This window comes from Pseudomonas sp. LBUM1661, from assembly GCF_059695925.1.
The window spans coordinates 5021958-5045358 of record NZ_CP166794.1 but is presented as its reverse complement, the minus strand read 5'-3'; the positions used below and the strand labels follow the sequence as shown (position 1 = coordinate 5045358).

Here is a 23401-nt window from a genome sequence, read left to right as displayed (position 1 = left end):
GCTTTTTCTAGACCACCTCGGTGACAGCAAACTGTTGCCGAGCGCCCGCCACCAGAATCTCCACTTCGTCCCCTTCGAACTTGCCCAGCAGGCTTTTGCCCAGCGGCGAGCGAGGGGTGATGACGGTCACAATTTGCCCCACCAGGTCGACCTTCAATCCAGCCGCATCCGGGGCCAGGAACAGCCATTGCTCGCGACCCTTTTCGTCTTCCAGGCCGAGCAGGGCGCCCACTTCAATGCCGCGCTGATCGTCATAAGGGCGCAGGCTCAGGTTCTGGCACAGCGTCAGTGAGTGCCTGATTTCTTCCACCCGTTTGGCCTGGCCGGCGGCCAGATAAGACGCCTCCAGACCAAGGGTGTCGTACTTGTTTTCGGCGATGTTTTCTTCGTGGGTCGCGGTTTCGTAAGCGGTTTGCGCGGCCCGTTCGGCGATGTCGAGATCGATGCGCAGTTTGTCGAGAATCAATTGGTGGACGATTTGCTTATTCATGATCAATCGCAGAATTGCAGAACATTGGCGCGGCTTTTTTCGCTGGGTGCGTTCTGGTCCTGTTGCAACCAGAACTGGCATTTAGGGTTCGACAGATTGCGACTCGTGCCGCGGGCCTGATCGAGGCGTTGCTGCAGCTCGTTCTTGCGCAGGTTCTGTTCGTACTGTTCGAATATCGGGCTCTGCGGCGGCAGATCCGGTTCCGGCTGCACCACCACCGGTGGCTTGGCCAGTTGCTCCACCGCTGCCGCGACAGGCGCCAGTTGTTCGCTGAACAACAGGCGAGAGGCGAGCCAGCAGGTCAACGCAATGGCGATGAACCCGACCCATAAACCCAGGGCAATGCTGCCGGTCAGTTGCAGGGCGCTGAGCTGGATCGGCAAGGGGCGGCGCGGAGTTGGACGGTAGGGCATGGCTGCCTCCTGGCGGATGGTCGCGGGCAAGTGGCGATTGTCGCATGAAGATTAATCGCCGTCGGCTCTTCTGCACGGGGTAATTTATGCGGACAATCGGCGCCTTTGCCAACGGGAGCCTGGAATGCCTGAATTGAAAACCCGCTGGGATATTTTTTGCACGGTGGTCGACAACTTTGGCGACATCGGTGTGACCTGGCGTCTGGCCCGCCAACTGGTGGCCGAACATTCGCTGGAGGTGCGCTTGTGGGTCGATGATCTGCGAGCCTTCGAGCGCATGTGCCCGGAAATCGACACCCACGCTTCACAGCAGTGGCAGCAGGGCGTCGAAGTGCGTCAGTGGACGGCCGACTGGCAACCCACCGAAGCCGCCGATGTGGTGATCGCCGCATTTGCCTGCCAGTTGCCGAGTGCCTACATGGACGCCATGGCCGAACGGGCAACGCCGCCGCTGTGGATGAACCTCGACTATCTGAGTGCCGAGGACTGGATCATCGGCTGCCACGGCTTGCCGTCGGTGAAGTACAAGAGCGTGCAGAAGTTCTTCTTTTTCCCAGGGTTCAAGAAGGGCACCGGTGGCTTGCTGCGTGAACGCGGATTGCTGGAGCGGCGTCGGCAGTTTCAACAAAGCCCGGAGGCCCAGCGAGCATTCCTGCAAGGTCTGGGCGTTGATCGCGCGCCGGGTGCGCAGTTGATCTCATTGTTTGCCTACGAAAATACCGGGCTGGCCAGTTGGCTCGACGCCATGGCGACCGACTCGACGCCCACTCATCTGTTGGTGCCGGAAGGTCGGGTGCTCGGGGACGTCGAGCGCTGGCTCGGTGTGGTCGGCCTGGCCGCCGGTGCCGTGCATGTGCGCGACGCCTTGACCGTGCAAGTCATGCCGTTCGTCCGACAGGACCAGTACGATCTGCTGCTCTGGAGCTGCGATTTCAACGCCGTACGCGGCGAAGATTCCTTTGTCCGCGCCCAATGGGCAGGTCGCCCGCTGCTCTGGCACATCTATCAGCAGGAAGAAGATGTGCACCTGGACAAGCTCGAAGCGTTCCTGGCGTTGTACGTAAAAGGCCTTTCGGCGCCCGCCAGCGAGGCGATCAGCGGTCTATGGCGAGCGTGGAATGCCGGCGACAATATGGCCGGGCACTGGCAATCAACCCGAAAACACTGGCCGGAACTGCAAAAGCATGCCGAAGCGTGGTGTCTGGAACAGGCCTTGCAGGCCGATCTTGCCGCAGCGCTGGTACAGTTTTATGTAAATTGGATATGATACGCGGCCTAGATTTTTGTAAATCCCATCCAAATTCGGATATTCGCAATGAAAACTGGTAAAGAACTGAAACCCGGTACCGTGATCCGTCTCGAAAACGATCCTTGGCTGGTTCAGAAAGCTGAATTCACCAAGTCTGGTCGTAACAGCGCGATCATGAAGACCAAGTTGAAAAACCTGCTGACCGGTTACAAGACCGAGATCGTCTACAGCGCCGACGACAAACTGGACGACGTGATCCTCGACCGCAAAGAAGCGACCCTGTCGTTCATCAGCGGCGACACCTACACGTTCATGGACACCACTGACTACACCATGTACGAACTGAACGCTGAAGACATCGAAGCCGTTCTGCCTTTCGTTGAAGAAGGCATGACCGATGTTTGCGAAGCGATCTTCTTCGAAGAGCGTCTGGTTTCCGTAGAACTGCCGACCACTATCGTGCGTCAGGTTGACTACACCGAAGGTTCCGCTCGCGGTGACACTTCCGGCAAGGTGATGAAGCCTGCCAAACTGAAGAACGGTACCGAGCTGTCGGTTGCTGACTTCATCGAAATCGGCGACATGATCGAGATCGATACCCGCGAAGGCGGTTCCTACAAAGGCCGTGCTAAATAAGCACCGCTTCAGGAATGAAAAAGCCCGACCATTGAGTCGGGCTTTTTTACGCCTGTCGCACATGCACGGGCCGATGCGCGACCGGTGCACAACCCGATCCCCTGTAGGAGCGAGGCTTGCCCGCGAAGGCGATGCATCATCCAACATTGATGTCGTCTGACACGGCGCCTTCGCGGGCAAGCCTCGCTCCTACAGGGGGCGGGGTTATTTCTTCAGGTGTTGCTTGAGCTCTTCGGACGCTTGCAGCATCGCCGAGCGTACTTCCGGCACCTGACTCACCACGTTAAGCAAACCGTAGTCGTGAATCATGCCGTTGTAGCGAACCGACGTGACCGGCACGCCGGCCTGGTCGAGTTTGCGCGCGTAGGCTTCACCTTCATCGCGCAGTACGTCGTTGCCGGCGGTCTGCACCAGCGCAGGTGGCAAGCCCTTGAGTTGCGCCGTGGTGGCTCGCAACGGCGAGGCGTAGATCTCGTTTCGCTGCTTGGCGTCGGTGGTGTAGTTATCCCAGAACCACTTCATCGCATTTTTCGTCAGGAAGTGTCCCTCGGCAAACTGGTTGTAAGACGCCGTTTCGAAACTCGCATCCGTCACCGGCCACAGCAGCACCTGGAACTTGATCGCCGGTGTGCCCTTGTCTTTGGCCATCAGTGCAACCACGGCCGCCATGTTGCCGCCGACGCTATTGCCAGCCACCGCCAGACGCTTGCCATCGACGTTGATTTCTTTCCCGTGCTCAGCCACCCATTGGGTCGCGGCATACGCCTGGTTGATCGCCACCGGGTAGTGCGCTTCCGGCGACGGCGTGTAATTGACGAAAACGGCCGCCGCACCCGAACCCACCACTAGGTCCCGAACCAGACGTTCGTGAGTCGGGAAATCCCCCAGTACCCAGCCGCCGCCGTGGAAGAACATGAACACCGGCAACTCGCCCTTGACCCCGGCGGGCCGGACGATGGTCAGGCTCAGCGGTTGGCCGTCGACCTGAATGGTCTTCTGGCTGACATCGGCTTTTGGCAGCGTCAGCTTCACCCCGGCTTGAGCGCCCACCAGTACGGCGCGGGCATCTTTCGGGCTGAGCTGCTCAAGCGGCTTGCCGGTGCCCGCATTCAACACATCAAGGAACGCCTGGGTGTTGTGTTCAACCCCATCGCCAGCGAACGCGTTGCCGATGGACAAGGCGAGAAGGGTACCGGTCAAGACTTTGCTGAAAGTGTTCATGTTCGTTTCCTGTTCGGCCTGGTCATCAGCGGTTAGACGGTGACGTGCAAACGCACATCGACGTTGCCACGGGTGGCGTTGGAGTACGGGCAAACCTGGTGGGCAGCATCGACCAGGCTTTGCGCGTCGGCGTGTTCGAGACCCGGCAGGCTGACGTGCAGGTCGATGTCCAGACCGAAACCGCCAGGGATCTGGCCGATGCCGACATGGGCGGTGATCGAGGCATCGTTCGGGATGCTGCGTTTGGTCTGGCTGGCGACGAACTTCAGCGCGCCGATGAAGCAGGCGGAGTAGCCGGCTGCAAACAGTTGCTCAGGGTTAGTTGCTGCGCCGCCGGCACCGCCAAGTTCTTTTGGGGTGGCCAGTTTGACGTCGAGAATGTTGTCGCTGGAAACCGCACGACCGTCACGGCCGCCAGTGGAGGTTGCGATTGCGGTGTAGAGAGTTTGCATGGTGTAAGCCTCGTTCGGGATTGGACGTTTCGCGCTAAATATTTGCGCGCTAAGTAAGTGCGAGCTAAATGTAGCTCGTGAATATTTTGCGCGCAAGATAAATTTTTGAAAAAAGTTTGGCGAGGGCTAATGAGCGCACCAGCAATCGGTCGCGAAAGCACTGAGTTAGAGCTCGCGGAACTGGATTTTTTGACTGGGGATTTTTTTGAGGAGGGGTGAATCGAAGCGGAAGGAACACCCTAAAACAACTGTGGGAGCGAGCCTGCTCGCGAAGGCGGTGTGTCAGTCAACATCAATGCTGAATTTCACAACGCTTTCGCGAGCAGGCTCGCTCCCACAAGGGATTTGTTATGGATTGAAGGTCAGAGACTGTCCTGGAGGTGGCGACGCAGCTCTTGCAGCTCCGCTTGCAGTTTGCTCAATCTCTCCAGCGTCATTCCGCTGGCGCCGAGGATGCACTGGGGAATATCCCGCGCCTTGTCCCGCAAGGCGCGGCCCTGCTCGGTGAGTTCGACAATCACCACCCGCTCGTCATCGCGGCTGCGGGTGCGGCTGATCAAACCCTCGACTTCCAAGCGTTTGAGCAAAGGCGTCATTGAGCCGGGATCGGTCAGCAGGCGCGTGCTGATTTCACCGACGGTCAGACGATCCTGTTCCCACAACACCATCATCGCCAGGTATTGCGGATAGGTCAGGCCCAGCGCTTGCAACAGCGGCTTGTAGACCTTGGTCATCATCAGCGAAGTGGAATGCAGGGCGAAGCAAGCCTGATTATCCAACAGCAGGTGGTCGCAGTTATCCGGGGTGTTGCGCTCGGTGGTCATTTCTAAGCCTTGATCAGTGATCGTCATGAATCTAGCGGACGAATCTTTAATGCACCAGATAATTCTGCCTAGTGGCGATCCAGCGTGTTTTGCAGCGCCAGATCCCACGGCGGGATCGGACTGAAGCGGGTTTTCAGGTATTCCAGCAACAAGCGGCTGCGGGAATTGGGTTGTTGCTCCAGCCGCAATGCGTAGATGCCGGTGCTTTCCGGCGGTGGCAGGCCGTTTTCGCAGAACAGCGGCAGCAGTTCGCCGCGCAGCAGGTACTCACTGGCCAGCCAGGTCGGCAAGTGCGCGATGCCCAACCCGGTCAACGCACCGCACACCAGCGCCTCGGCATTGTTGGCGCTCATGCGGATGCGCGCCGGACGGTGCAGATGCATCTGCCCGTCCCGTTCGAAGCGCCAGGCGAACGGCGGGGCCAGGCCATCCCAGTCGAGCCCGTCGTGTTCAATCAGCTGCGCCGGATCGGTCGGCACGCCACGACGCTTCAGGTAGTCAGGACTGGCGCAGGCAATCCGCACCATGCTCGCCAGCGGCGTGGCCACCAGCCGGGTATCGGCCATTTGCCCGGCGCGCAGCACCAGATCGACCTTGCCCAGGTTCAGCCCCTGCATGTCGACAAAACTGTCGATCAGGTGCAGTTGCACGTCGAGGCCGGGGTACAGCATCAGAAAATCAGCAATCACCGGCGCCAGGTGCCGCCGCCCGAACGCTGCCGGTGCATCGATCCGGATCAAGCCTTCCGGCGCATTGCTCAACGACACCGCTTCCGCCCGGGCCAGGCGCAGTTCGGCAACGATGCGCCGCGCGCGCTCGGCAAACGCCAGACCTGCCGGCGTCGCACGCACCGCATGGGTGCTGCGAATGAACAGCTGGCTGCCGACGGCGTTTTCCAGGCTATCAATGCGCCGCGCGACCGCCGAAGGCGTCAGTGGATGACGGCGTGACGCGGCGGAAAAACTGCCGGTTTCCAGCACGTCGAGGAACAGGCCCAGCTGTTCGGTCAATTGATTGGGATTCATGGTGATGGCGCTGCTTGTGCGAAGTTGGCACAGCCATTGTGCGTTGCTGTGCGTTTCCCCGCCAGAACCAAGTGCGTAGGATGAATCGCCTGACGTGAGGGGAAATCGCCTGTGATTGAGTTGTTGATGTATCTGGTCTTTGGCGCTGCCCTGGGAACCTTGGGTGGAATATTTGGCATTGGCGGTGGTTTGATCGCAATCCCGCTGCTGGGCGTGCTGTTCGGTCTCGATCAGCAAATCGCCCAGGGCACCGCGCTGGTGATGGTGGTGCCCAACGTCATGCTGGCGCTGTGGCGTTATCACCAGCGCAACCGGATCGAATTGCGCCATGCGCTGCCGTTGGCTTCGATGGGCTTCTGCTTCGCCTGGATCGGTTCGATCTGGGCGGTGGGCATTGATGCGCAAACCATGCGCGTCGGATTTGTCGCGTTCTTGATCGCGCTGTCGGCCTACAACCTGGCGCGAATGTTCTGTGCCAATGCGCCCGCGTCTTCGCAGATGAATTATTCGTGGCCATGGCTGGGCGTACTCGGCGCGGCGTCCGGCACCATGGGCGGGTTGTTTGGCGTGGGCGGGGCGGTGGTGGCGACGCCGGTGCTGACCAGTCTGTTTGGCACGACTCAGGTGGTGGCGCAGGGCTTGTCGCTGGCGCTGGCGTTGCCCAGCACGGGCGTTACGCTGGCCACTTATGCCGTGCACCATCAGGTGGACTGGATGATCGGCGTGCCGTTGGCCGTCGGCGGTTTGATGAGCATCAGTTGGGGCGTGAAGATTGCCCACGCCATGCCGGAGCGACTGCTGCGTGGGCTGTTTTGTGGCTTCCTGGTGTTCTGTGCGGTGACGCTCGCCTTTAAAGTTTGAAGCCTTCAACGATGTGCTCGGCCAGGCACTCGGTGATCGGCGACGGGTTTTGCAGATTGCGCAGCAGCATGATGCTCGCCTCTGGCAGCTCCGGCAGATCTTCGGCTTCACCGAGAATGCGCATGTCCGGGGTGACCAGGCTTTCCAGTTGCGCAGTCACCGCCAGGCCGGCGCTGACCACCGCCATAATTGCCGACAGGCTGTCGCTGTTGTACGCCACGCGGTAATCGCGACCCATGGCATCCAGCGCATTGCACGCCCATAAGCGGCAAAAACAGTCACTGTTGAACATCGCCAACGGCAACGGCGTTTGCTCGTGGGCGCTGTAGCATTGCGCCTCGGCCCAGACAAAACGTTCCTTGCGCAACAACTGACCGATCTCGTTGCCCGGCTCGCGGGTGACGATGGACAAGTCCAGGTCCTGGCGCAGCAGCAATTGTTTTGATGATTCGCAGTGCACCTCGATCTGGATCAGCGGGTACGTCTGCGCAAATCGCCGCAGAATCCCCGGCAGAAAACGCATCACATAATCGTCCGGGGTGCCAATGCGCACCATGCCGACCATGTGCGGCTCGCGCAGGGTGTTGAACACTTCGCTGTGCAGCTTGAGGATGCGCCGGGCGTAACCCAGCAGCACCTGGCCCTCGGCCGTGAGACGCACTTGCCGTCCGTCGCGCTGGAACAATTGGCGCTGCAACACATCCTCTTCCAGCCGCTTCATCTGCATGCTCACGGCTGACTGGGTGCGATTGACCAACTCACCGGCCCGGGTAAAGCCGCCCTGATCGGCGATGGCGACAAAGGTGCGCAGCACTTCGGTGTCGATACTTGGGAAGGCTGACATTCATCAATCTCCGAGATGTGTGACATCAGAAACATTCGTTGGATTGATCTTAGACCTGGGGTGAGACTGAAGCCATCCAAACGGAGGGCAACAAGATGAAAGGTCAAAAAGGCTATGTCGACGTAGAAAAACACTCGGTGCATCTGATCTCTGATTTGCTGCACAAATTTAATCGCTGGTACGAACTGCACCGTGAACGGGAAATGTTGGCGGGCATGAGTGATGAAGCGTTGAAGGACATCGGGCTCAGTCGTGCGGATGTCGAGCACGAAGCCATCCGCCCATTCTGGGATGACCCGATGCACAAATGAGCAAAGCACAACTACACAAACCGTCTACCGGTGAGGTAGGTTGCGAGCAGACAAGGAGATGCTCATGCCCGCAACACTGTCCTTTACCCTCAAACAGGCTCGGCGTCTGGCGCTGGCCGCCCAAGGGTTCAATGGGCGCCAGCCGCCAGCGACGATCAAAGCGGTTCAGCTCAACCGTCTGATCGAGCGGCTGGGCATTTTGCAGATCGATTCGGTCAATGCGTTGGTGCGTTCGCACTACCTTCCCTTGTTTTCCCGCCTTGGCAATTACTCATCCGACTTGCTCGACCAGGCTGCCTGGAGTTCGGGCCGGCGTCGTACGTTGTTCGAATATTGGGGCCATGAAGCGTCGTTGCTGCCCTTGTCGATGTACCCGATGATGCGTTGGCGCATGTTGCGCGCGACCCGTGGCGAAGACATCTATCAGCAATTGGCGCGTTTCGGTCGTGAACAGCAGGACACGATTCGCCGGGTGCTGGCGTTGGTTGAGGAACGGGGCGCGCTGGGTGCCGGCAGCCTGTCGACCCGTCAGGAGCGGGCCGGGCCGTGGTGGGACTGGAGCGCGGAAAAGCATGCGCTGGAATGGTTGTTCGCTGCCGGCGAAGTGACGGTGGCAGGCCGGCGCGGATTCGAGCGGCTTTATGATCTGCCGGAGCGGGTGATCCCCTCGGCGATTCTGGCGCAACCGCTGCTCAACGAGGCCGAAGCCCAGCGCGGCCTGCTGCTGCATGCCGCAACGGCGTTGGGCGTCGGCACCGAGAAAGACCTGCGGGATTATTTTCGCTTGAACCCGGCAGACGCGCGTCCGCGTCTGGCGGAATTGGTCGAGGCCGGCGAGCTATCGAGCTGTGAAGTCCAGGGCTGGCGGCAGCCGGCTTATTGCCTGCCCCAGCCTAAGGTGCCGCGCAAGGTCGAGGCCAGTGCGTTGCTTTCACCGTTCGATTCGCTGATCTGGGAACGCAGCCGCACCGAGCGGCTGTTCTATTTTCGCTATCGATTGGAGATTTATACACCGCAGGACAAGCGGGTCTACGGCTATTACGTGCTGCCGTTTTTACACAACGAACGGATAGCCGCACGCGTCGATCTGCGCGCCGAGCGGGCGTTGGGCAGGCTGGCGGTGCATGCCGTGCATGAGGAAGAGCCGGGGCTGGACGAGGAGGGGATGCTGGCGTTGGCGGTCAATCTGCGGCGGATGGCGCAGTGGTTGGGGCTGGCGCAGGTTCAGTTGAATTGCCCACGGGCGAGTGCGGATAGGTTGAGAGTGGCATTGGCACAGTTCGGGGGTGATTGATCTGGCCTGATCGCCAGCAGGCTGGCTCCCACACTGGATTTGTGTCCTACACAAAACCCATGTGGGAGCTAGCCTGCTAGCGATAGGTTTTACGCGATTTAGCGCCGAACCTGCTTCAAGGTCTCGGCAATCAAAAACGCCAACTCCAGCGACTGATCGGCATTCATCCGTGGGTCGCAATGGGTGTGATACCGGTCCGACAACCCGTCTTCAGTAATCGGCCGCGCACCACCGATGCACTCGGTGACGTTCTGCCCGGTCATCTCGATGTGAATCCCGCCGGCATACGTGCCTTCCGCTTCGTGAACCTGGAAGAACTGCTTCACCTCGCCCAGGATCTGCGCGAAATCGCGGGTCTTGTAGCCGCTGCTGGCCTTGATGGTGTTGCCGTGCATCGGGTCGGAACTCCAGAGCACCTGCTTGCCTTCGCGCTGCACCGCACGGATCAGTTGCGGCAGATGATCGCCGACCTTGTTCGCGCCCATCCGCGCAATCAGGTTCAAGCGGCCCGGATCGTTGTCCGGGTTGAGCACGTCGATCAGGCGGATCAGGTCTTCAGGGTTCATGCTCGGGCCGACCTTGACCCCGATCGGGTTGTTCACCCCGCGCAGGAATTCGACATGCGCGCCGTCGAGCTGACGGGTGCGATCGCCAATCCACAGCATGTGCGCCGAGCAATCGTAGTAATCGTTGGTCAGGCTGTCGCGGCGCACGAAGGCTTCTTCGTAATTCAGCAGCAACGCTTCGTGGGCGGTGAAAAAACTGGTCTCGCGCAATTGCGGCGAACTGTCCATGCCGCAGGCGCGCATGAAGGCCAGGGTTTCATCGATGCGATCGGCCAGGTGGCTGTACTTTTCCGCCAGCGCCGAGTTGGCGATGAAGTCCAGGTTCCACTTGTGCACTTGATGCAGGTCGGCAAAACCACCCTGGGCGAAGGCGCGCAGCAGGTTCAGGGTCGCGGTGGACTGGTGATAGGACTGGAGCAAACGCTCCGGATCAGGCACGCGGCTTTTTTCGTCGAAACCGATGCCGTTGACGATGTCGCCACGGTAGGCGGGCAGGGTCACGCCATCGATGGTTTCGTCGTTGGCCGAACGCGGTTTGGCGAATTGCCCGGCCATGCGCCCGACTTTCACGACCGGGCAACCGGCGGCAAAGGTCATGACGATTGCCATTTGCAGCAGCACTTTAAAGGTGTCGCGGATTTTCGCGGCGGAGAACTCGGCGAAGCTTTCGGCGCAGTCGCCGCCCTGCAACAGGAACGCGCGACCCTGGGTCACTTCGGCAAACTGACGGCGCAACTCCCGGGCCTCACCGGCAAACACCAGCGGCGGATAGCTGGCCAGGGTTTGCTCGACGTGCAGCAAATGCGCCGCGTCGGGGTAGTGGGGTTGTTGCTGGATCGGCAGGGCACGCCAGCTGTCAGGGCTCCAGGGTTGGCTCATCGCGGTCTCTAGTGTTTTACGCTCGGACGCTCATGTTATCAGCAATTAGTGCGTGACCTGTTCCCGTCGCTTCGCGGACAATCGCGCCTTTGCCGCTTCATGTTGCGGCGTGTCGCGTTGCTGTTTGCCTAGTGGCAGGCCCGGTGACGATCAGGAGACGAAATGACTGAGGAGCGCGTCGAGCATCTGCTCGCCGAGGTACAGGACGAATTCGGCGTGATTCGCGTGCTGGAAGTGGCCGATTACCGTTTTCTCGAATTCGGTGATGCCATCGAACAGAGCTGCGTGTTCACCGCCGACCCGAGCTGGCTCGAATACGATTACACCCGGGCCATGCTGATCGGCGCGTTGTGCCATGAACAGCCCGAAAGCGCGCTGTTCCTCGGCCTCGGTGCCGGCACGCTGACCCAGGCGTGCCTCAAGTTCCTGCCGCTGGAAGACGTCGAAGCGATCGAACTGCGCCCTGACGTGCCACGCCTGGCCATCGAATACCTCGGCCTGGATGACGATCCACGGCTGTACATCCGCATCGGCGATGCGCTGGAACTGCTCGATACCGCTGAGCCGGCGGACCTGATTTTCGTCGACCTCTATACCGATGTCGGGCCGGGCGTCGGGCATCTGGCCTGGAATTTCCTCGAAAACTGTCAGAAACGCCTGACGCCGGGTGGCTGGCTGGTGATCAACCAATGGGCTACCGATGATGGCAAACCGTTGGGCGCGGCGTTGTTGCGTGGGCTGTATCACCGGCATTACTGGGAGCTGCCGGTGAAGGAGGGCAATGTGATTCTGATCGTGCCTTCGGAACTGGATCAGGAGCTGGACATGGACGGCCTGATTGCCCGGGCCGAAGGGCTTGCACCGCGGCTGGGGTATTCGTTGCAGTCGTTGATCAAGGCGATTCGCCCGGCCACGTAATCGAGTTGACTGTGCCGGCCTCATCGCCAGCAGGCTGGCTCCCACAGAGAATGCATTTCGCAGTGAGCTACTCAAGTGAATTGCTTTTCCCTGTGGGAGCTAGCCTGCTAGCGATGGCGGCCGGACAGACGCCACAATTTCAGATCCCTTTGAACACTCCAGGCCGCCGCTCCACCAGCGATCGCACACCTTCCTTGGCATCCTCACTGGCCAACAACTTCTTCACCAACGGCGGCAACGCCAGCGCGGCCGCCGTTTCCCCTTCATAACGCGCCTGCCGTGCAGACATCAGCGTCGCCTGCACCCCCAACGGCGCCTGCCGGGCAATCCGCTCCGCCAACTCGATCGCCCGAGGCAGCAAATCCTCGCTGGCCATGACTTCCTGCACCAACCCCAGGTGCAAGGCGTCATGCGCATCGAATTCATCACCGGTCAGCAACCAGCGCATGGCATTGCCCCAACCCGCGACCTGATGCAGGCGCAGCGTCGCGCCGCCGAACGGGAAGATCCCGCGCTGCACTTCTTTCTGCGCGAAGCGGGTGTTGCTGGCGCACAGGTTGATGTCGGCGGCCAGCATCAATTCGATGCCGATGGTCAGGCAGTAGCCTTGCGCGGCGACAATCACCGGTTTGCTGACCCTCGGGCCGGCGAACACTCCCCACGGATCGCAGCCGCCGAGCGGTGCCTGCCAACCGTCGGCGAGCGCTGCGCTGGCACTGACCAGGTCGAGCCCGGCGGTGAAATGCTCGCCATGGCCGAACACCACCGCCACACGCAGTTCGCTGTCGGCCTCGAACTCGCCATAGGCCAGGCTCAGTTCGTTGAGCAGCGCAAGGTCGAAGGCGTTGCGCTTGGCCACCCGGTCCAGGCCGATCAACAGGACATGACCGTGACGTTCACGGCTGACACGACTCGAACTGGGCTCATTCATAGGGCATTTCCTTGGGCGGGAAGGGGGGTATCAGACCGCAGGTCTGCGTCACAAGGGTGAACCGTTTTAGCGCTATCGCCAGCCGGGCCGGGCCTTTGAAAAATAGACCGTTGCACGATTATCCGCAAAGCCTGTGACATAACGGTGTATCCGTCAGTTTTCCGACAAATAATGCTCCCTTTTTGGGCTATTTCCGGTATAGTGCGCGCCGGCCTTTAACCGGGCCGCGTTTAGGTAGCGCAATTTCCCGAAGTCAGCTTCGGCTGCACGTCCGCACAGCGGACTCTCCCTTGACGAATCTTTTTCATTCATTCGTTTTCGCAAATCCCCGCCGACAAAGCAGCCAGGGCGACTCTTGAGTCTTACACGGCATGCGCAGCTTTGGAGCATGGGTCTTTGCGGATGCACTTAGAGGCAGACCCATGACCCAGGAAACCGGCGGCTTCGCCGCTTTTAATCTTAATCCGAATATTCTTGCAGCCGTCATCGCGACTGGCTACGAAGAACCTTCGGCTATTCAGCAGCAATCGATCCCGATCATCATGGCCGGTCACGACATGATTGGTCAGGCGCAAACCGGTACGGGTAAAACCGCCGCGTTCGCCCTGCCGATCCTGCACCGCATCGATCCTGCTAAGCGCGAGCCGCAAGCCCTGATCCTGGCGCCAACCCGTGAGTTGGCGCTGCAAGTAGCAACCGCTTTCGAAACCTACGCCAAGCAAATGCCGGGCGTTACCGTTGTGGCCGTTTACGGCGGCGCCCCTATGGGTCCACAACTGAAAGCAATCCGTAATGGCGCACAGATCGTTGTCGCCACGCCGGGCCGTCTGTGCGACCACCTGCGTCGTGACGAAAAAGTCCTGTCGACCGTGAACCACCTGGTTCTCGACGAAGCGGACGAAATGCTCAAACTGGGTTTCATGGACGACCTCGAAGTTATCTTCAAGGCGCTGCCACCTACCCGTCAGACCGTATTGTTCTCGGCCACCCTGCCGCAGTCGATCCGTGCCATTGCCGAACGCCATCTGCGCGATCCGCAACACGTGAAGATCCAGACCAAGACTCAGACCGTTACCGCGATCGAACAGGCTCACCTGTTGGTTCACGCTGACCAGAAGACCTCGGCTGTATTGAGCCTGCTGGAAGTGGAAGATTTCGACGCCCTGATCATGTTCGTGCGCACCAAGCAAGCGACCCTGGATCTGGCCAGTGCCCTGGAAGCCAAAGGCTACAAAGCCGCTGCGCTGAACGGTGACATTGCTCAGAACCAACGTGAGCGCGTGATCGAATCCCTCAAGGATGGCCGTCTGGACATCGTTGTGGCGACCGACGTTGCTGCTCGTGGCCTGGACGTTCCGCGCATCACTCACGTGTTCAACGTTGACATGCCGTACGATCCAGAGTCCTACGTTCACCGTATCGGCCGTACCGGCCGTGCCGGTCGCGAAGGTCGTGCACTGCTGCTGGTGACTCCGCGTGAGCGCCGCATGCTGCAAGTGATCGAGCGCGTAACCGGTCAGAAAGTTGCGGAAGTTCGCCTGCCGGACGCTCAAGCTGTTCTCGATGCCCGCATCAAGAAACTGACCAACAGCCTGTCGCCGCTGGTAGCCGATGCCGAATCGACTCACGGTGAGTTGCTCGATCGTCTGACTGCCGACATCGGTTGCACTCCGCGTGCCCTGGCCGCTGCGCTGCTGCGCAAGGCCACCAACGCTCAGGCGCTGACCCTGGCTGCCATCGAGAAAGAACGTCCACTGGTGCCGAACAATGCACCGCGTGGCGATCGTCCAGAGCGTACCGGTGATCGTCCGGACCGTGGTGATCGTGAGCGTCGTGCTCCGGTTCCATTGGCCGAAGGTCGTGCTCGTTGCCGTACCGCGCTGGGTGCGCGTGATGGTATCGCTGCCAAGAACCTGCTGGGCGCCATCCTCAACGAAGGTGGTCTGGCTCGCGAAGCAATCGGTCGCATCCAGGTGCGTGACAGCTTCAGCCTCGTCGAGCTGCCGGAAGATGGTCTGGAGCGTCTGCTGACCAAACTGAAAGACACTCGCGTTGCTGGTAAGCAGTTGAAGCTGCGTCGCTATCGCGAAGATTAATCCGCTCTCGGGCTGATTGATCGAACATAAAAAATCCCCGACTGGTTCGGGGATTTTTTTTGCCTGCTGTTTGTGCCTGACCTGGAGAGCGGTGTTGCGCCCAATCGCGAGCAGGCTCGCTCCCACAGGGGAACGCATTCCACTGTGGGAGCGAGCCTGCTCGCGAAGGGCGCGGCGCGGTCTACCGGTCAGCCGAAGCGATAAATGTCCATGCCCAAGGCGCCCATGGTGAACCCTTGATGGGCAACGCTGAATTCACCCCCGGCGCCGCGAGCAAAGTACAACGGCAGCAAATGCTCATCACTCGGATGATTGCGCACCGCATTCGGTGCCTGCTGGCGATAATCGTGCAGCGCGACTTCGTCGTTGGCGGCCAGCTTCTCAATCATCCAGTCGCGAAACACCTTCGCCCACGGCTCAACACTCTCCGGGCCGGCGTGCCAGTCCAGTTCGCGCAGGTTGTGGGTGATGCTGCCAGAGCCGATCAACAGCACGCCCTGTTCGCGCAAGCTACGCAAGGCATGGCCGACGCGGGTTTGCAGGGCAGGGCCACCACGGGTCGGCAGGGAGACTTGCACCACCGGAATGTCGGCCTGCGGATACATCAACGACAACGGCACCCAGACGCCATGGTCGAAAGGCCGTTTGGCGTCGATGCGTGCGGGCAGGTCATCGGACTTCAGCAGTTCGACCACCTCGGCCGCCAATTGTGGATCGCCGGGCGCCGGGTATTGCACCTCGAACAAGGCCTTTGGAAAACCGCCGAAGTCATGCCAGGTTTCAGGTTGTGGATTACCACTGACCAACAGTTCGTTGCTTTCCCAGTGCGCGGAGACGATTACGATGGCCTTGGGTTTCGGTAATTCGGCGGCCAGTCGCGCGAGGGCCGGGCCACTGGCGCCCGGTTCCAGTGCCAACATGGGCGAACCATGGGATATATACAGGCTGGGGAACATGAACGAGCTCCTGAGGGGTAAGATGGCACCATCTTCAGTCAGATCATTGATCTAAATCTAATATAAGTTTTAGGGTCTTTTGATCGAATTTTCGGGATTAATTATGCAGCCGGAGTTTTGGCACAAGCGGTGGACGTCGAATCAGATCGGCTTCCACCTGCCGGAAGTGAATCCATACCTGCAACGGTACTGGCCGCAGCTAGGCCTGGAGGAGGGCTCGCGCGTACTGGTGCCGTTATGTGGGAAAAGCCTGGATCTGCTGTGGCTGGGGAAATGCGGTCACGAGGTGTTGGGTGTCGAGTTGTCGGAAAAAGCCGTGGAAGACTTTTTCCACGAGCATCAGTTTGACCCGGACGTCAGCGACCAAGGCCCCTTCACCGTTTATCGTGCGGGTTCTATCGAGATCTGGTGCGGTGATTTCTTCGCGTTGACGGCCGGTGATGTCGCCGATTGCAGCGCGCTGTACGACCGCGCTGCGTTGATCGCCTTGCCACCGAAGATGCGCGAGCAATACGCCGAGCACCTGAAGCGGATTGTGCCGAAGGATTCTCTGGGGCTGTTGATCTCCCTGGATTACGACCAGGCGCAAAAGGAAGGTCCTCCCTTTGCAGTGCTGGACGACGAAGTGCAGCGGTTGTTCGGCGCGTCGTGGGATTTGAAGATTCTGGAGGACCAGGACGTTCTGGGCGAGAGCTGGAAGTTTATCGAGAGCGGTGTCACTCGGCTTGAAGAGCGGGTGTATCGGATTTCCAGCCGTTAAGGTGTATTGAGTTCACTGGCCCCTTCGCGAGCAAGCCCGCTCCCACCTTTGACCGCGATCTAATGTGGGAGCGGGCTTGCTCGCGAAGGGGCCAGTATGAACACCACACCCATCAGACAAAAAAAAGGCCCGCATCGCTGCGGGCCTTTTCTTTTAGTGCGTTGTGCGGAGTTTATTAGCCCCGACGACGCAGTGCGTCAATACGCTCTTCCAGCGGCGGGTGGCTCATGAACATGCGGGCGAACCCTTGTTTGATACCACCGTTGATGCCAAAGGCGTTCAAGGTGTCCGGCATGTGCACCGGCAGCCCTTGTTCGGCCCGCAAGCGTTGCAGGGCACCAATCATCGCGCTGGTACCGGCCAGGCGTGCACCGGCTTCGTCGGCACGGAATTCGCGTTTGCGCGAGAACCACATGACGATGGAGCTGGCCAGGATACCCAGGACCAGTTCGGCGAAGATGGTCGCAATGTAGTAGGCAATGCCCTGGCCTTCTTCGTTCTTGAAAATCACCTTGTCGACAAAGTTGCCGATGATCCGTGCGAAGAACATCACGAAGGTGTTCACCACGCCCTGGATCAGCGCCAGCGTCACCATGTCGCCATTGGCCACGTGGCCGATTTCGTGGGCCAGAACGGCTTTCACTTCATCTGGCGAGAACCGCTCGAGCAAGCCCTGGCTGACCGCAACCAGTGCGTCGTTCTTGTTCCAGCCAGTGGCGAACGCATTCGCCTCGTAGGCCGGGAAAATCCCGACTTCGGGCATCTTGATCCCGGCTTCGCGGGACAGTTGCTCAACGGTTTGCAGCAGCCATTGTTCATGGCGAGTGCGCGGCTGGCTGATGATTTGGGTGCTGGTGCTCATCTTCGCCATCCACTTGGAGATGAACAGCGAGAACAGGGAACCGGCGAAACCAAAGACCGCACAGAAAATCAGCAGCTGATTGAGGTTGAGATCAACCCCGTTGGCCGCCATGAACCCGTTGAAGCCGAAAAGGCTCAGGGTGATGCTGGCAATCAGCACGACCGCCAGGTTAGTGGCCAAAAACAGCAGGATGCGCATCATGGTTGTAGAAATCTCCTCATGCTAAAGATGTAGCGTACTGCGGGGTATATAAGGTGCTGCACCGGGCTATTCAACCGAGTGACTATTTCAAACTGTGTCCTACGGCAATAGTCTAGCTGGTTGAAGGGCATTTCCGACGTCGTTGCGGGAAGTGGTTGTCAGCCGATTCACGTCGCGACCCCCGTCGTTGTTGGACGCGAGCACGCAACGGGTCATCGGTGCGCGATCGACGCGGCGACGTTCGGCAGTGCGCAAAGATATGTTGCAGAATCAATCACCGTGCGACCCGGGGCACGCATCGCACGGTGACAGGCCATTATTGGCGATAGGACTTGAGGAAATTGCCGATGCGTCCGATGGCCATGTCCAGGTCATCCACGCGCGGCAGGGTCACAACCCGGAAGTGGTCCGGCCATGGCCAGTTGAAGGCGGTGCCTTGAACCACCAGCAGCTTCTCGGAGAGCAGCAGGTCGAGCACGAACTTCTCGTCGTTGTGGATCGGGCAGACCTTCGGATCGATGCGCGGGAACGCATACAGCGCGCCCATCGGCTTGACGCAGCTCACGCCCGGAATGTCGTTGAGCAATTCCCAGGTACGGTTGCGCTGTTCCAGCAAACGGCCTTGCGGCAGCACCAGGTCATTGATGCTCTGATAGCCGCCGAGGGCGGTCTGGATCGCGTGCTGGCTCGGCACGTTGGCGCACAGGCGCATGTTGGCCAGCATGTCGATGCCTTCGATGTAGCTCTGGGCGTGCTGTTTCGGGCCGGAAATGGCGATCCAGCCGGAACGGAAGCCGGCCACGCGATACGACTTGGACAGGCCGTTGAAGGTCAGGCACAGCAGGTCTGGCGCCAGCGAAGCGGTGCAGATGTGCACGGCATCGTCGTACAGAATCTTGTCGTAGATCTCGTCGGAAAAAACCACCAGGTTGTGCTGGCGGGCCAATTCCAGCATACCCAGCAGGACTTCTTTCGAATACACCGCACCCGTCGGGTTGTTCGGGTTGATGATTACCAGCGCCTTGGTGTTCGGCGTGATCTTGGCCTTGATGTCGGCCAGGTCCGGCCACCAGTTGGCCTGCTCGTCGCACAGGTAATGCACCGGGTTGCCGCCCGACAGGCTCACGGCGGCGGTCCAGAGTGGATAGTCAGGCGCCGGCACCAGCACTTCGTCGCCGTTGTTGAGCAAGGCCTGCATCGACATCACGATCAGTTCGGAAACGCCGTTGCCCAGGTAGATGTCTTCAATGCCGACACCTTCTACCTGCTTTTGCTGGTAGTACTGCATGACGGCCTTGCGCGCGCTGAACAGGCCCTTGGAGTCGCTGTAACCCTGGGCGGTCGGCAGGTTGCGGATCACGTCCTGGAGGATTTCATCCGGCGCTTCGAAACCAAAGGGCGCCGGGTTGCCGATGTTCAGCTTGAGGATGCGATGGCCTTCCTCTTCCAGGCGTTTGGCGTGCTTGAGCACTGGGCCGCGAATGTCGTAGCAGACGTTGGCGAGCTTGTTCGATTTGCTGACCTGCATGGCGATGTGTTCCCGAAAATGAACGATCCAGGCGGCGTATGAACGACCGTGCTGGGAATCCTGCGTATTCACACAGGCCTGACGCCTTGAAATGCAGCACCCATAAATCCGTTTGAATGCGCGTGGTCTGGCTGCCAGACTGGCGTTTGACGAGGCGCAATCATACGTGCCGCCCGATCCGTGGAAAAGGTACAGATCGGGCTTTTTCAGCCGCTGAGGTGTGACAATGGAAAAGTTGGAAAAAACCCTGGAAGAATGGAAGGCAATGCTCGATCCGGAGCAGTACAACGTGTGCCGCCTCAAGGGCACCGAACGGCCGTTCTCCGGTAAATACAACGACAGCAAGGTCGACGGTGTTTACCACTGCATCTGCTGCAACGAGCCACTGTTCGATTCCAGGACCAAGTTCGATTCCGGCTGCGGCTGGCCGAGCTTCTACGCACCGATCGGCGACAGCGCGATGGTCGAGATCCGTGACGTCAGCCACGGCATGATCCGTACCGAAGTGGTCTGCGCCAAATGCGACGCGCACCTGGGGCACGTGTTCCCGGACGGCCCGCCGCCGACCGGCCTGCGTTATTGCATCAATTCGGTGTGCCTGGACCTGGTCCCGCGCACGTAAAGCGAGCCCTGTAGGAGCGAAGCTTGCTCGCGAAGGCGGATTTTCAGTCAACATCAATGTTGAATGTCAGTCCCTCTTCGCGAGCAAGCTTCGCTCCTACAGGTGCACGCCATCGATTTATTAAATTGCACACAATTCAATTGCTCGCTATGTTTACCTCATCTTCCTTCATTCAGAGTCCGGATCATGAGCGACAACCTGCTGACCATCCCGGTGACCACCATCAAAGGTGAACAAAAGACCCTGGCGGATTTCGCCGGCAAAGCCGTGTTGGTGGTCAATACCGCGAGCAAATGCGGTTTCACCCCGCAATACAAAGGCCTTGAAGCGCTGTGGCAGACCTACAAGGATCAAGGTCTGGTGGTGCTCGGCTTCCCATGCAATCAGTTCGGCAAGCAAGAGCCGGGCAACGAAGGGGCGATTTCCGAGTTCTGCGAGCTGAACTTCGGCGTCAGCTTCCCACTGTTCAAAAAGATCGAAGTCAATGGTGCCGACGCTCATCCGCTGTTCGTTCAGTTGAAGAAACGCGCACCGGGTTTACTCGGTTCCCAGGGCATCAAGTGGAACTTCACCAAGTTCCTGATTGGCAAAGACGGCCAATTGGTCAAACGCTTTGCGCCGGCGACCAAGCCGCAGGACCTGAGCAGCGAGATCGAAGCCCTGCTCAAATGAACACGTTGTCAGTCGATTCCCTGAAGCTCGACAGCCAACTCTGCTTCAAGCTGTACGCCGCTTCCCGGGCGGTGATCCGCGCCTACAAGCCGATGCTCGATCAGCTCGGCCTGACGTACCCGCAATACCTGGCGATGCTGGTGTTGTGGGAATGGCAGGACGCCGCCCCGGAGCAGCCGACGGTCAAGGCGTTGGGCGAACGCCTGGCGCTGGATTCCGGCACGCTGACGCCGCTGCTCAAGCGTCTTGAGCAACTGCACCTGGTCCAGCGTCAGCGTTCGGCGCGGGATGAGCGTGAAGTGCATTTGAGTTTGTCGCCCGCCGGCCAGGCATTACGCGACCAGGTCGGGCCGCTCAAGGCTCGCCTGATGTGCGACAGCGGGGTTGATCTGGATCGCCTGAATGAACTGCGCGACGGTCTTGATCACCTGTTGGGGCAAATCAAAGCACTGTCGTAGCCGGTATCCATAAGTCCAGCAGGGCGGCGAGTTCTTCCCGGCGGAAGGGTTTGGCCAGGTAATCGCTCATGCCCGCCGCTCGGCAGCGTTCGCGCTCTTCGGACATGGCGTTGGCGGTCAGGGCGACGATAGGCAGTTGTGGCCAGCGACCGCTGCGGCGGATTTGCCGGCTGGCTTCGTAGCCGTCCATCACCGGCATGTTGCAGTCCATCAGCACCAGATCGAATTCCTTGTGCTCAAGCTGATCCAGGGCTTCGCCACCGTGCGCGGCGACAATCACCTCGCAACCGAGTTTGCCGAGCATGCCCTTGGCCACCAATTGGTTGACCGGGTTGTCCTCCACCAGCAGCACCCGCCCGCGTCGCAGCGGTGAAAGGGTGTCGAGCCGGGCGCCGTTGATCGTGTGCAGTTCCGGTTGCAGCACGCGCCGCAAGGTCTGGTACAACGCGTTGCGCGCCAGTGGCCGCGCCTGTTGCTGCAAAGGCGCGAGGGCGCTGGCTTCTTCGCTGGGCATGAAGTTGCCGTAGGCGGTGACCAGCAGAATGGGCGCAGCACAGGTGGTGCGCAGGCCAAACAGGCATTCGGGGCAATCGGTGATCAATACATCGGGGTTCAGGCCGATCATCGGCTCATCGATGGACCGCTGTTCAAAGTCGAGTCCCCAACCGGGCAACAAGGTTTTCAACAGTTCCGCCAGACCGCTGCTGGCACTGGTAATCGCGATGACCTTGCCCTGCAACGTTGCCGGCGCAAGGGCCCGAGTGTGACTGGGCAGCGGCAGGTCGGCGCAAAACTGGCTGCCAAAGCCCGCTTCCGAGCTGATGGTGAGGCGCCCTTGCATGGCTTCGCAGAGGTTGTAAGTCAGCGCCAGCCCCAGCCCGGTCCCGCCAAATTGCCGGGTAATGCCGGCACCGGCCTGGGTGAAGGGTTGGAAGATCTTGACCTGCGCGTCCTGCGCGATACCGATGCCGGTGTCGCAGACTTCGATTCTGACACCGTCTTCGAACGTCGACAGGCGCACGTCGACCCGACCGAAACGGGTGAACTTGAGGGCGTTGGACAGCAGGTTGCTGACGATCTGTCGGACCCGGGTCGGATCACCGAGCACCAGCGCCGGAAATTGCGGATCGATCAGGCAGCTCAGCTCAACGTTCGGCGCGGCATTTTGCGACAGCAGATTGGCGGTGTCCTCGATCAGCGAGCCGAGGTCGAACGGGATATGTTCAAGCTCAAGTTGGCCGGCGTCGAACTTCGACAGATCGAGGATATCGTTGAGCAGTTCCACCAGGACTTTGCCCGAGTCATGGGCGATGGACAGCTGCTGCAGTTGCTCGCCATTGAGCGGGCCGTCCAGGGACAGCGCGATCATCCCCAACAGGCCGTTGAGGGGCGTGCGGATTTCGTGGCTCATGTTGGCCAGGAACACCGAGCGCGCTTCGGCCATGTCCAGCGCCGTGCTGCGGGCGACTTCCAGCTCCTGATTGGATTGGCTGAGCCTGGCGTTGATGGCCTTGAGTTCTGCCGTGCGGGCCGAGACGATGTTTTCCAGTTGACTGAGGTAGTCGGTCAGGCGGTTTTCAGCGTTGCGCCGCTGCTGGATCTCGGTGGCAATGTTTTCGAATTGCTGGTTGGCGGCCTCGACCAACACGCCGATCTCATCGTTTTCATGGCCCGTCGGGCACTCCAGCGACGTCGGCTCCGTGCTGCGCGGATCGCGGCCGCTGAGTTCGCGGATGACCCGCACCAACGGCTTGGTCAGCATCACGTAGAACAGCGCCAGCAGGATCCCGGTCAGCAGCAGGCTGCGCGCGAAGCCATTGAGCAGGGTCACTTCGGCTCGACGCAGGAAGCGGCTGCCGAATGAAAAGGTGTCGACGTCCAGTCGCAGGGTACCGAGGGATTCGCTCGGCAGGTGATCCAGATAGAGGCGGTCTTCGAATTGCCGGTTGGCGCCGAACAGGAAGTCGCTGAGCAGTCGATAATCGCTTTGCAGCCCCGGTCGCTTGACGCTCGCCAGCACGGTCCCGTTGTTGTCGGTCAACTGCGCGCCGACGATGGCGGGCGAGCGCAGCAGGCCCAGGGTCAGTTCCTGGGAGAGTTCGGCGTCGATGTTGTAGGCGATGCGTGAGGCGGGGTTATGGCTGATTTCCAGCAAAGACCGTATTTCACGGTTGATGGAGGCGTCTTCACTGGCATAATCGATGCCTATTTGCAGCAGGCTGAGCAGCGTGCCCAGAATGAAACCGACCAGCACGGTCAGCCGGGCTTGTTTGTAGGACAGCCGGTTGGTGAACTTGATATCCATGGGGTGTTGAACCACTTCCGTTTCCCT

Annotated in this window: 24 protein-coding genes; 11 read left to right on the top strand and 13 right to left on the bottom strand. The window is 60.0% G+C overall.

Annotated features, from left to right (window positions below):
- Nucleotides 1-7 precede the first annotated feature (7 nt).
- Nucleotides 8-490, bottom strand: a complete 483-nt coding sequence (locus ACA057_RS23030) for a GreA/GreB family elongation factor (protein WP_497342624.1) — start codon at nt 488-490, stop codon at nt 8-10.
- A 2-nt stretch (nt 491-492) separates the two neighbouring features.
- Nucleotides 493-903, bottom strand: a complete 411-nt coding sequence (locus ACA057_RS23025) for a hypothetical protein (protein WP_497342622.1) — start codon at nt 901-903, stop codon at nt 493-495.
- A 124-nt stretch (nt 904-1027) separates the two neighbouring features.
- Here ACA057_RS23025 and earP point away from each other — a divergent pair, with 124 nt between their 5' ends.
- Nucleotides 1028-2170, top strand: a complete 1143-nt coding sequence (gene earP, locus ACA057_RS23020) for an elongation factor P maturation arginine rhamnosyltransferase EarP (protein WP_497342620.1) — start codon at nt 1028-1030, stop codon at nt 2168-2170.
- A gap of 48 nt (nt 2171-2218) precedes the next feature.
- Entirely contained in the window at nt 2219-2788 is a 570-nt protein-coding gene (locus ACA057_RS23015; RefSeq protein ID WP_007943632.1) for an elongation factor P, read from the top strand.
- Nucleotides 2789-2992: 204 nt separating this feature from the next.
- Here ACA057_RS23015 and ACA057_RS23010 read toward each other — a convergent pair whose 3' ends face one another.
- The 4 genes from ACA057_RS23010 to ACA057_RS22995 all read right to left on the bottom strand — a co-directional run bounded on the left by ACA057_RS23010 (nt 2993) and on the right by ACA057_RS22995 (nt 6310).
- Complete coding sequence (locus tag ACA057_RS23010) at nt 2993-4009, bottom strand: alpha/beta hydrolase (protein ID WP_497342618.1); 1017 nt, start codon at nt 4007-4009, stop codon at nt 2993-2995.
- Nucleotides 4010-4041: 32 nt separating this feature from the next.
- Nucleotides 4042-4461, bottom strand: a complete 420-nt coding sequence (locus ACA057_RS23005) for an organic hydroperoxide resistance protein (RefSeq protein ID WP_497342616.1) — start codon at nt 4459-4461, stop codon at nt 4042-4044.
- A gap of 362 nt (nt 4462-4823) precedes the next feature.
- Nucleotides 4824-5285: a MarR family winged helix-turn-helix transcriptional regulator gene (locus ACA057_RS23000; RefSeq protein WP_497342614.1), complete on the bottom strand. Its 462-nt coding sequence runs from the start codon at nt 5283-5285 to the stop codon at nt 4824-4826.
- Nucleotides 5286-5353: 68 nt separating this feature from the next.
- Nucleotides 5354-6310 carry a LysR family transcriptional regulator gene (locus ACA057_RS22995; RefSeq protein WP_497342612.1) on the bottom strand — a complete coding sequence of 319 codons (957 nt, stop codon included), beginning with the start codon at nt 6308-6310 and terminating at the stop codon, nt 5354-5356.
- Nucleotides 6311-6421: 111 nt separating this feature from the next.
- On the opposite strand from ACA057_RS22995, the gene ACA057_RS22990 reads away from it, so the two are divergent.
- The gene (locus tag ACA057_RS22990; RefSeq protein ID WP_497342610.1) at nt 6422-7171 is read left to right on the top strand and encodes a sulfite exporter TauE/SafE family protein; all 750 of its coding nucleotides are present in this window, start codon (nt 6422-6424) and stop codon (nt 7169-7171) included.
- On the opposite strand, the gene ACA057_RS22985 is transcribed toward ACA057_RS22990, so the two are convergent.
- Nucleotides 7161-8015 (bottom strand): LysR substrate-binding domain-containing protein, encoded by an 855-nt coding sequence (locus ACA057_RS22985; RefSeq protein ID WP_497342608.1) that lies wholly within the window; start codon nt 8013-8015, stop codon nt 7161-7163. The two genes, ACA057_RS22990 and ACA057_RS22985, sit on opposite strands and share 11 nt — an antisense overlap.
- 95 nt (nt 8016-8110) lie before the next feature.
- Between ACA057_RS22985 and ACA057_RS22980 the strand changes: the two genes are divergently transcribed.
- Nucleotides 8111-8326, top strand: a complete 216-nt coding sequence (locus ACA057_RS22980) for a DUF1127 domain-containing protein (RefSeq protein ID WP_074878333.1) — start codon at nt 8111-8113, stop codon at nt 8324-8326.
- Between the two features lie 64 nt (nt 8327-8390).
- Complete coding sequence (locus tag ACA057_RS22975) at nt 8391-9620, top strand: winged helix-turn-helix domain-containing protein (protein ID WP_497342605.1); 1230 nt, start codon at nt 8391-8393, stop codon at nt 9618-9620.
- Between the two features lie 98 nt (nt 9621-9718).
- Here the strand turns inward: ACA057_RS22975 and ACA057_RS22970 are convergent, their stop codons facing one another.
- Complete coding sequence (locus tag ACA057_RS22970; protein WP_008031425.1) at nt 9719-11065, bottom strand: class II 3-deoxy-7-phosphoheptulonate synthase; 1347 nt, start codon at nt 11063-11065, stop codon at nt 9719-9721.
- 162 nt (nt 11066-11227) lie between these two features.
- Here ACA057_RS22970 and ACA057_RS22965 point away from each other — a divergent pair, with 162 nt between their 5' ends.
- Nucleotides 11228-11983, top strand: coding sequence for a spermidine synthase (locus ACA057_RS22965; RefSeq protein WP_497342603.1), 756 nt, complete (start codon nt 11228-11230; stop codon nt 11981-11983).
- Between the two features lie 139 nt (nt 11984-12122).
- On the opposite strand, the gene ACA057_RS22960 is transcribed toward ACA057_RS22965, so the two are convergent.
- Nucleotides 12123-12914: a crotonase/enoyl-CoA hydratase family protein gene (locus ACA057_RS22960; RefSeq protein WP_497342601.1), complete on the bottom strand. Its 792-nt coding sequence runs from the start codon at nt 12912-12914 to the stop codon at nt 12123-12125.
- A 422-nt stretch (nt 12915-13336) separates the two neighbouring features.
- Between ACA057_RS22960 and ACA057_RS22955 the strand changes: the two genes are divergently transcribed.
- Complete coding sequence (locus tag ACA057_RS22955; protein WP_059403638.1) at nt 13337-15010, top strand: DEAD/DEAH box helicase; 1674 nt, start codon at nt 13337-13339, stop codon at nt 15008-15010.
- Between the two features lie 188 nt (nt 15011-15198).
- Here ACA057_RS22955 and ACA057_RS22950 read toward each other — a convergent pair whose 3' ends face one another.
- Nucleotides 15199-15966 carry a DODA-type extradiol aromatic ring-opening family dioxygenase gene (locus ACA057_RS22950; protein ID WP_497342598.1) on the bottom strand — a complete coding sequence of 256 codons (768 nt, stop codon included), beginning with the start codon at nt 15964-15966 and terminating at the stop codon, nt 15199-15201.
- Nucleotides 15967-16069: 103 nt separating this feature from the next.
- On the opposite strand from ACA057_RS22950, the gene ACA057_RS22945 reads away from it, so the two are divergent.
- The gene (locus tag ACA057_RS22945) at nt 16070-16726 is read left to right on the top strand and encodes a thiopurine S-methyltransferase (protein ID WP_497342596.1); all 657 of its coding nucleotides are present in this window, start codon (nt 16070-16072) and stop codon (nt 16724-16726) included.
- A 175-nt stretch (nt 16727-16901) separates the two neighbouring features.
- Here the strand turns inward: ACA057_RS22945 and htpX are convergent, their stop codons facing one another.
- Together htpX and ACA057_RS22935 are read right to left on the bottom strand one after the other, a co-directional pair.
- Complete coding sequence (gene htpX, locus ACA057_RS22940) at nt 16902-17789, bottom strand: protease HtpX (protein ID WP_010461286.1); 888 nt, start codon at nt 17787-17789, stop codon at nt 16902-16904.
- Nucleotides 17790-18105: 316 nt separating this feature from the next.
- Nucleotides 18106-19317, bottom strand: coding sequence for a pyridoxal phosphate-dependent aminotransferase (locus ACA057_RS22935; protein WP_034151309.1), 1212 nt, complete (start codon nt 19315-19317; stop codon nt 18106-18108).
- Nucleotides 19318-19543: 226 nt separating this feature from the next.
- Between ACA057_RS22935 and msrB the strand changes: the two genes are divergently transcribed.
- The 3 genes from msrB (at nt 19544) to ACA057_RS22920 (ending at nt 21069) form a co-directional block, all read left to right on the top strand.
- Nucleotides 19544-19939, top strand: a complete 396-nt coding sequence (msrB, locus tag ACA057_RS22930) for a peptide-methionine (R)-S-oxide reductase MsrB (RefSeq protein WP_497342594.1) — start codon at nt 19544-19546, stop codon at nt 19937-19939.
- A gap of 186 nt (nt 19940-20125) precedes the next feature.
- The gene (locus ACA057_RS22925) at nt 20126-20611 is read left to right on the top strand and encodes a glutathione peroxidase (RefSeq protein ID WP_497342592.1); all 486 of its coding nucleotides are present in this window, start codon (nt 20126-20128) and stop codon (nt 20609-20611) included.
- Nucleotides 20608-21069, top strand: coding sequence for a MarR family winged helix-turn-helix transcriptional regulator (locus tag ACA057_RS22920; RefSeq protein WP_497342590.1), 462 nt, complete (start codon nt 20608-20610; stop codon nt 21067-21069). The genes ACA057_RS22925 and ACA057_RS22920 overlap by 4 nt, the downstream gene beginning before the upstream one ends.
- Here the strand turns inward: ACA057_RS22920 and ACA057_RS22915 are convergent.
- Nucleotides 21053-23374: a hybrid sensor histidine kinase/response regulator gene (locus ACA057_RS22915; RefSeq protein WP_497342588.1), complete on the bottom strand. Its 2322-nt coding sequence runs from the start codon at nt 23372-23374 to the stop codon at nt 21053-21055. The two genes, ACA057_RS22920 and ACA057_RS22915, sit on opposite strands and share 17 nt — an antisense overlap.
- Nucleotides 23375-23401 lie beyond the last annotated feature (27 nt).

What these genes read in the sequence shown, in the direction of transcription:
- ACA057_RS22985 (WP_497342608.1), bottom strand. Translation starts at nt 8,015, where the DNA reads ATGTCAGCCTTCCCAAGTATCGACACCGAAGTGCTGCGCACCTTTGTC.
- ACA057_RS22975 (WP_497342605.1), top strand. Translation starts at nt 8,391, where the DNA reads ATGCCCGCAACACTGTCCTTTACCCTCAAACAGGCTCGGCGTCTGGCG.
- ACA057_RS22960 (WP_497342601.1), bottom strand. Translation starts at nt 12,914, where the DNA reads ATGAATGAGCCCAGTTCGAGTCGTGTCAGCCGTGAACGTCACGGTCAT.
- ACA057_RS22915 (WP_497342588.1), bottom strand. Translation starts at nt 23,374, where the DNA reads ATGGATATCAAGTTCACCAACCGGCTGTCCTACAAACAAGCCCGGCTG.
- ACA057_RS22935 (WP_034151309.1), bottom strand. Translation starts at nt 19,317, where the DNA reads ATGCAGGTCAGCAAATCGAACAAGCTCGCCAACGTCTGCTACGACATT.
- ACA057_RS22980 (WP_074878333.1), top strand. Translation starts at nt 8,111, where the DNA reads ATGAAAGGTCAAAAAGGCTATGTCGACGTAGAAAAACACTCGGTGCAT.
- ACA057_RS22920 (WP_497342590.1), top strand. Translation starts at nt 20,608, where the DNA reads ATGAACACGTTGTCAGTCGATTCCCTGAAGCTCGACAGCCAACTCTGC.
- earP (WP_497342620.1), top strand. Translation starts at nt 1,028, where the DNA reads ATGCCTGAATTGAAAACCCGCTGGGATATTTTTTGCACGGTGGTCGAC.
- ACA057_RS22945 (WP_497342596.1), top strand. Translation starts at nt 16,070, where the DNA reads ATGCAGCCGGAGTTTTGGCACAAGCGGTGGACGTCGAATCAGATCGGC.
- ACA057_RS23025 (WP_497342622.1), bottom strand. Translation starts at nt 903, where the DNA reads ATGCCCTACCGTCCAACTCCGCGCCGCCCCTTGCCGATCCAGCTCAGC.
- ACA057_RS23015 (WP_007943632.1), top strand. Translation starts at nt 2,219, where the DNA reads ATGAAAACTGGTAAAGAACTGAAACCCGGTACCGTGATCCGTCTCGAA.
- ACA057_RS22970 (WP_008031425.1), bottom strand. Translation starts at nt 11,065, where the DNA reads ATGAGCCAACCCTGGAGCCCTGACAGCTGGCGTGCCCTGCCGATCCAG.
- ACA057_RS22965 (WP_497342603.1), top strand. Translation starts at nt 11,228, where the DNA reads ATGACTGAGGAGCGCGTCGAGCATCTGCTCGCCGAGGTACAGGACGAA.
- ACA057_RS22925 (WP_497342592.1), top strand. Translation starts at nt 20,126, where the DNA reads ATGAGCGACAACCTGCTGACCATCCCGGTGACCACCATCAAAGGTGAA.
- htpX (WP_010461286.1), bottom strand. Translation starts at nt 17,789, where the DNA reads ATGATGCGCATCCTGCTGTTTTTGGCCACTAACCTGGCGGTCGTGCTG.
- ACA057_RS22950 (WP_497342598.1), bottom strand. Translation starts at nt 15,966, where the DNA reads ATGTTCCCCAGCCTGTATATATCCCATGGTTCGCCCATGTTGGCACTG.
- ACA057_RS22955 (WP_059403638.1), top strand. Translation starts at nt 13,337, where the DNA reads ATGACCCAGGAAACCGGCGGCTTCGCCGCTTTTAATCTTAATCCGAAT.
- ACA057_RS23000 (WP_497342614.1), bottom strand. Translation starts at nt 5,285, where the DNA reads ATGACCACCGAGCGCAACACCCCGGATAACTGCGACCACCTGCTGTTG.
- ACA057_RS23010 (WP_497342618.1), bottom strand. Translation starts at nt 4,009, where the DNA reads ATGAACACTTTCAGCAAAGTCTTGACCGGTACCCTTCTCGCCTTGTCC.
- msrB (WP_497342594.1), top strand. Translation starts at nt 19,544, where the DNA reads ATGGAAAAGTTGGAAAAAACCCTGGAAGAATGGAAGGCAATGCTCGAT.
- ACA057_RS22995 (WP_497342612.1), bottom strand. Translation starts at nt 6,310, where the DNA reads ATGAATCCCAATCAATTGACCGAACAGCTGGGCCTGTTCCTCGACGTG.
- ACA057_RS23005 (WP_497342616.1), bottom strand. Translation starts at nt 4,461, where the DNA reads ATGCAAACTCTCTACACCGCAATCGCAACCTCCACTGGCGGCCGTGAC.
- ACA057_RS23030 (WP_497342624.1), bottom strand. Translation starts at nt 490, where the DNA reads ATGAATAAGCAAATCGTCCACCAATTGATTCTCGACAAACTGCGCATC.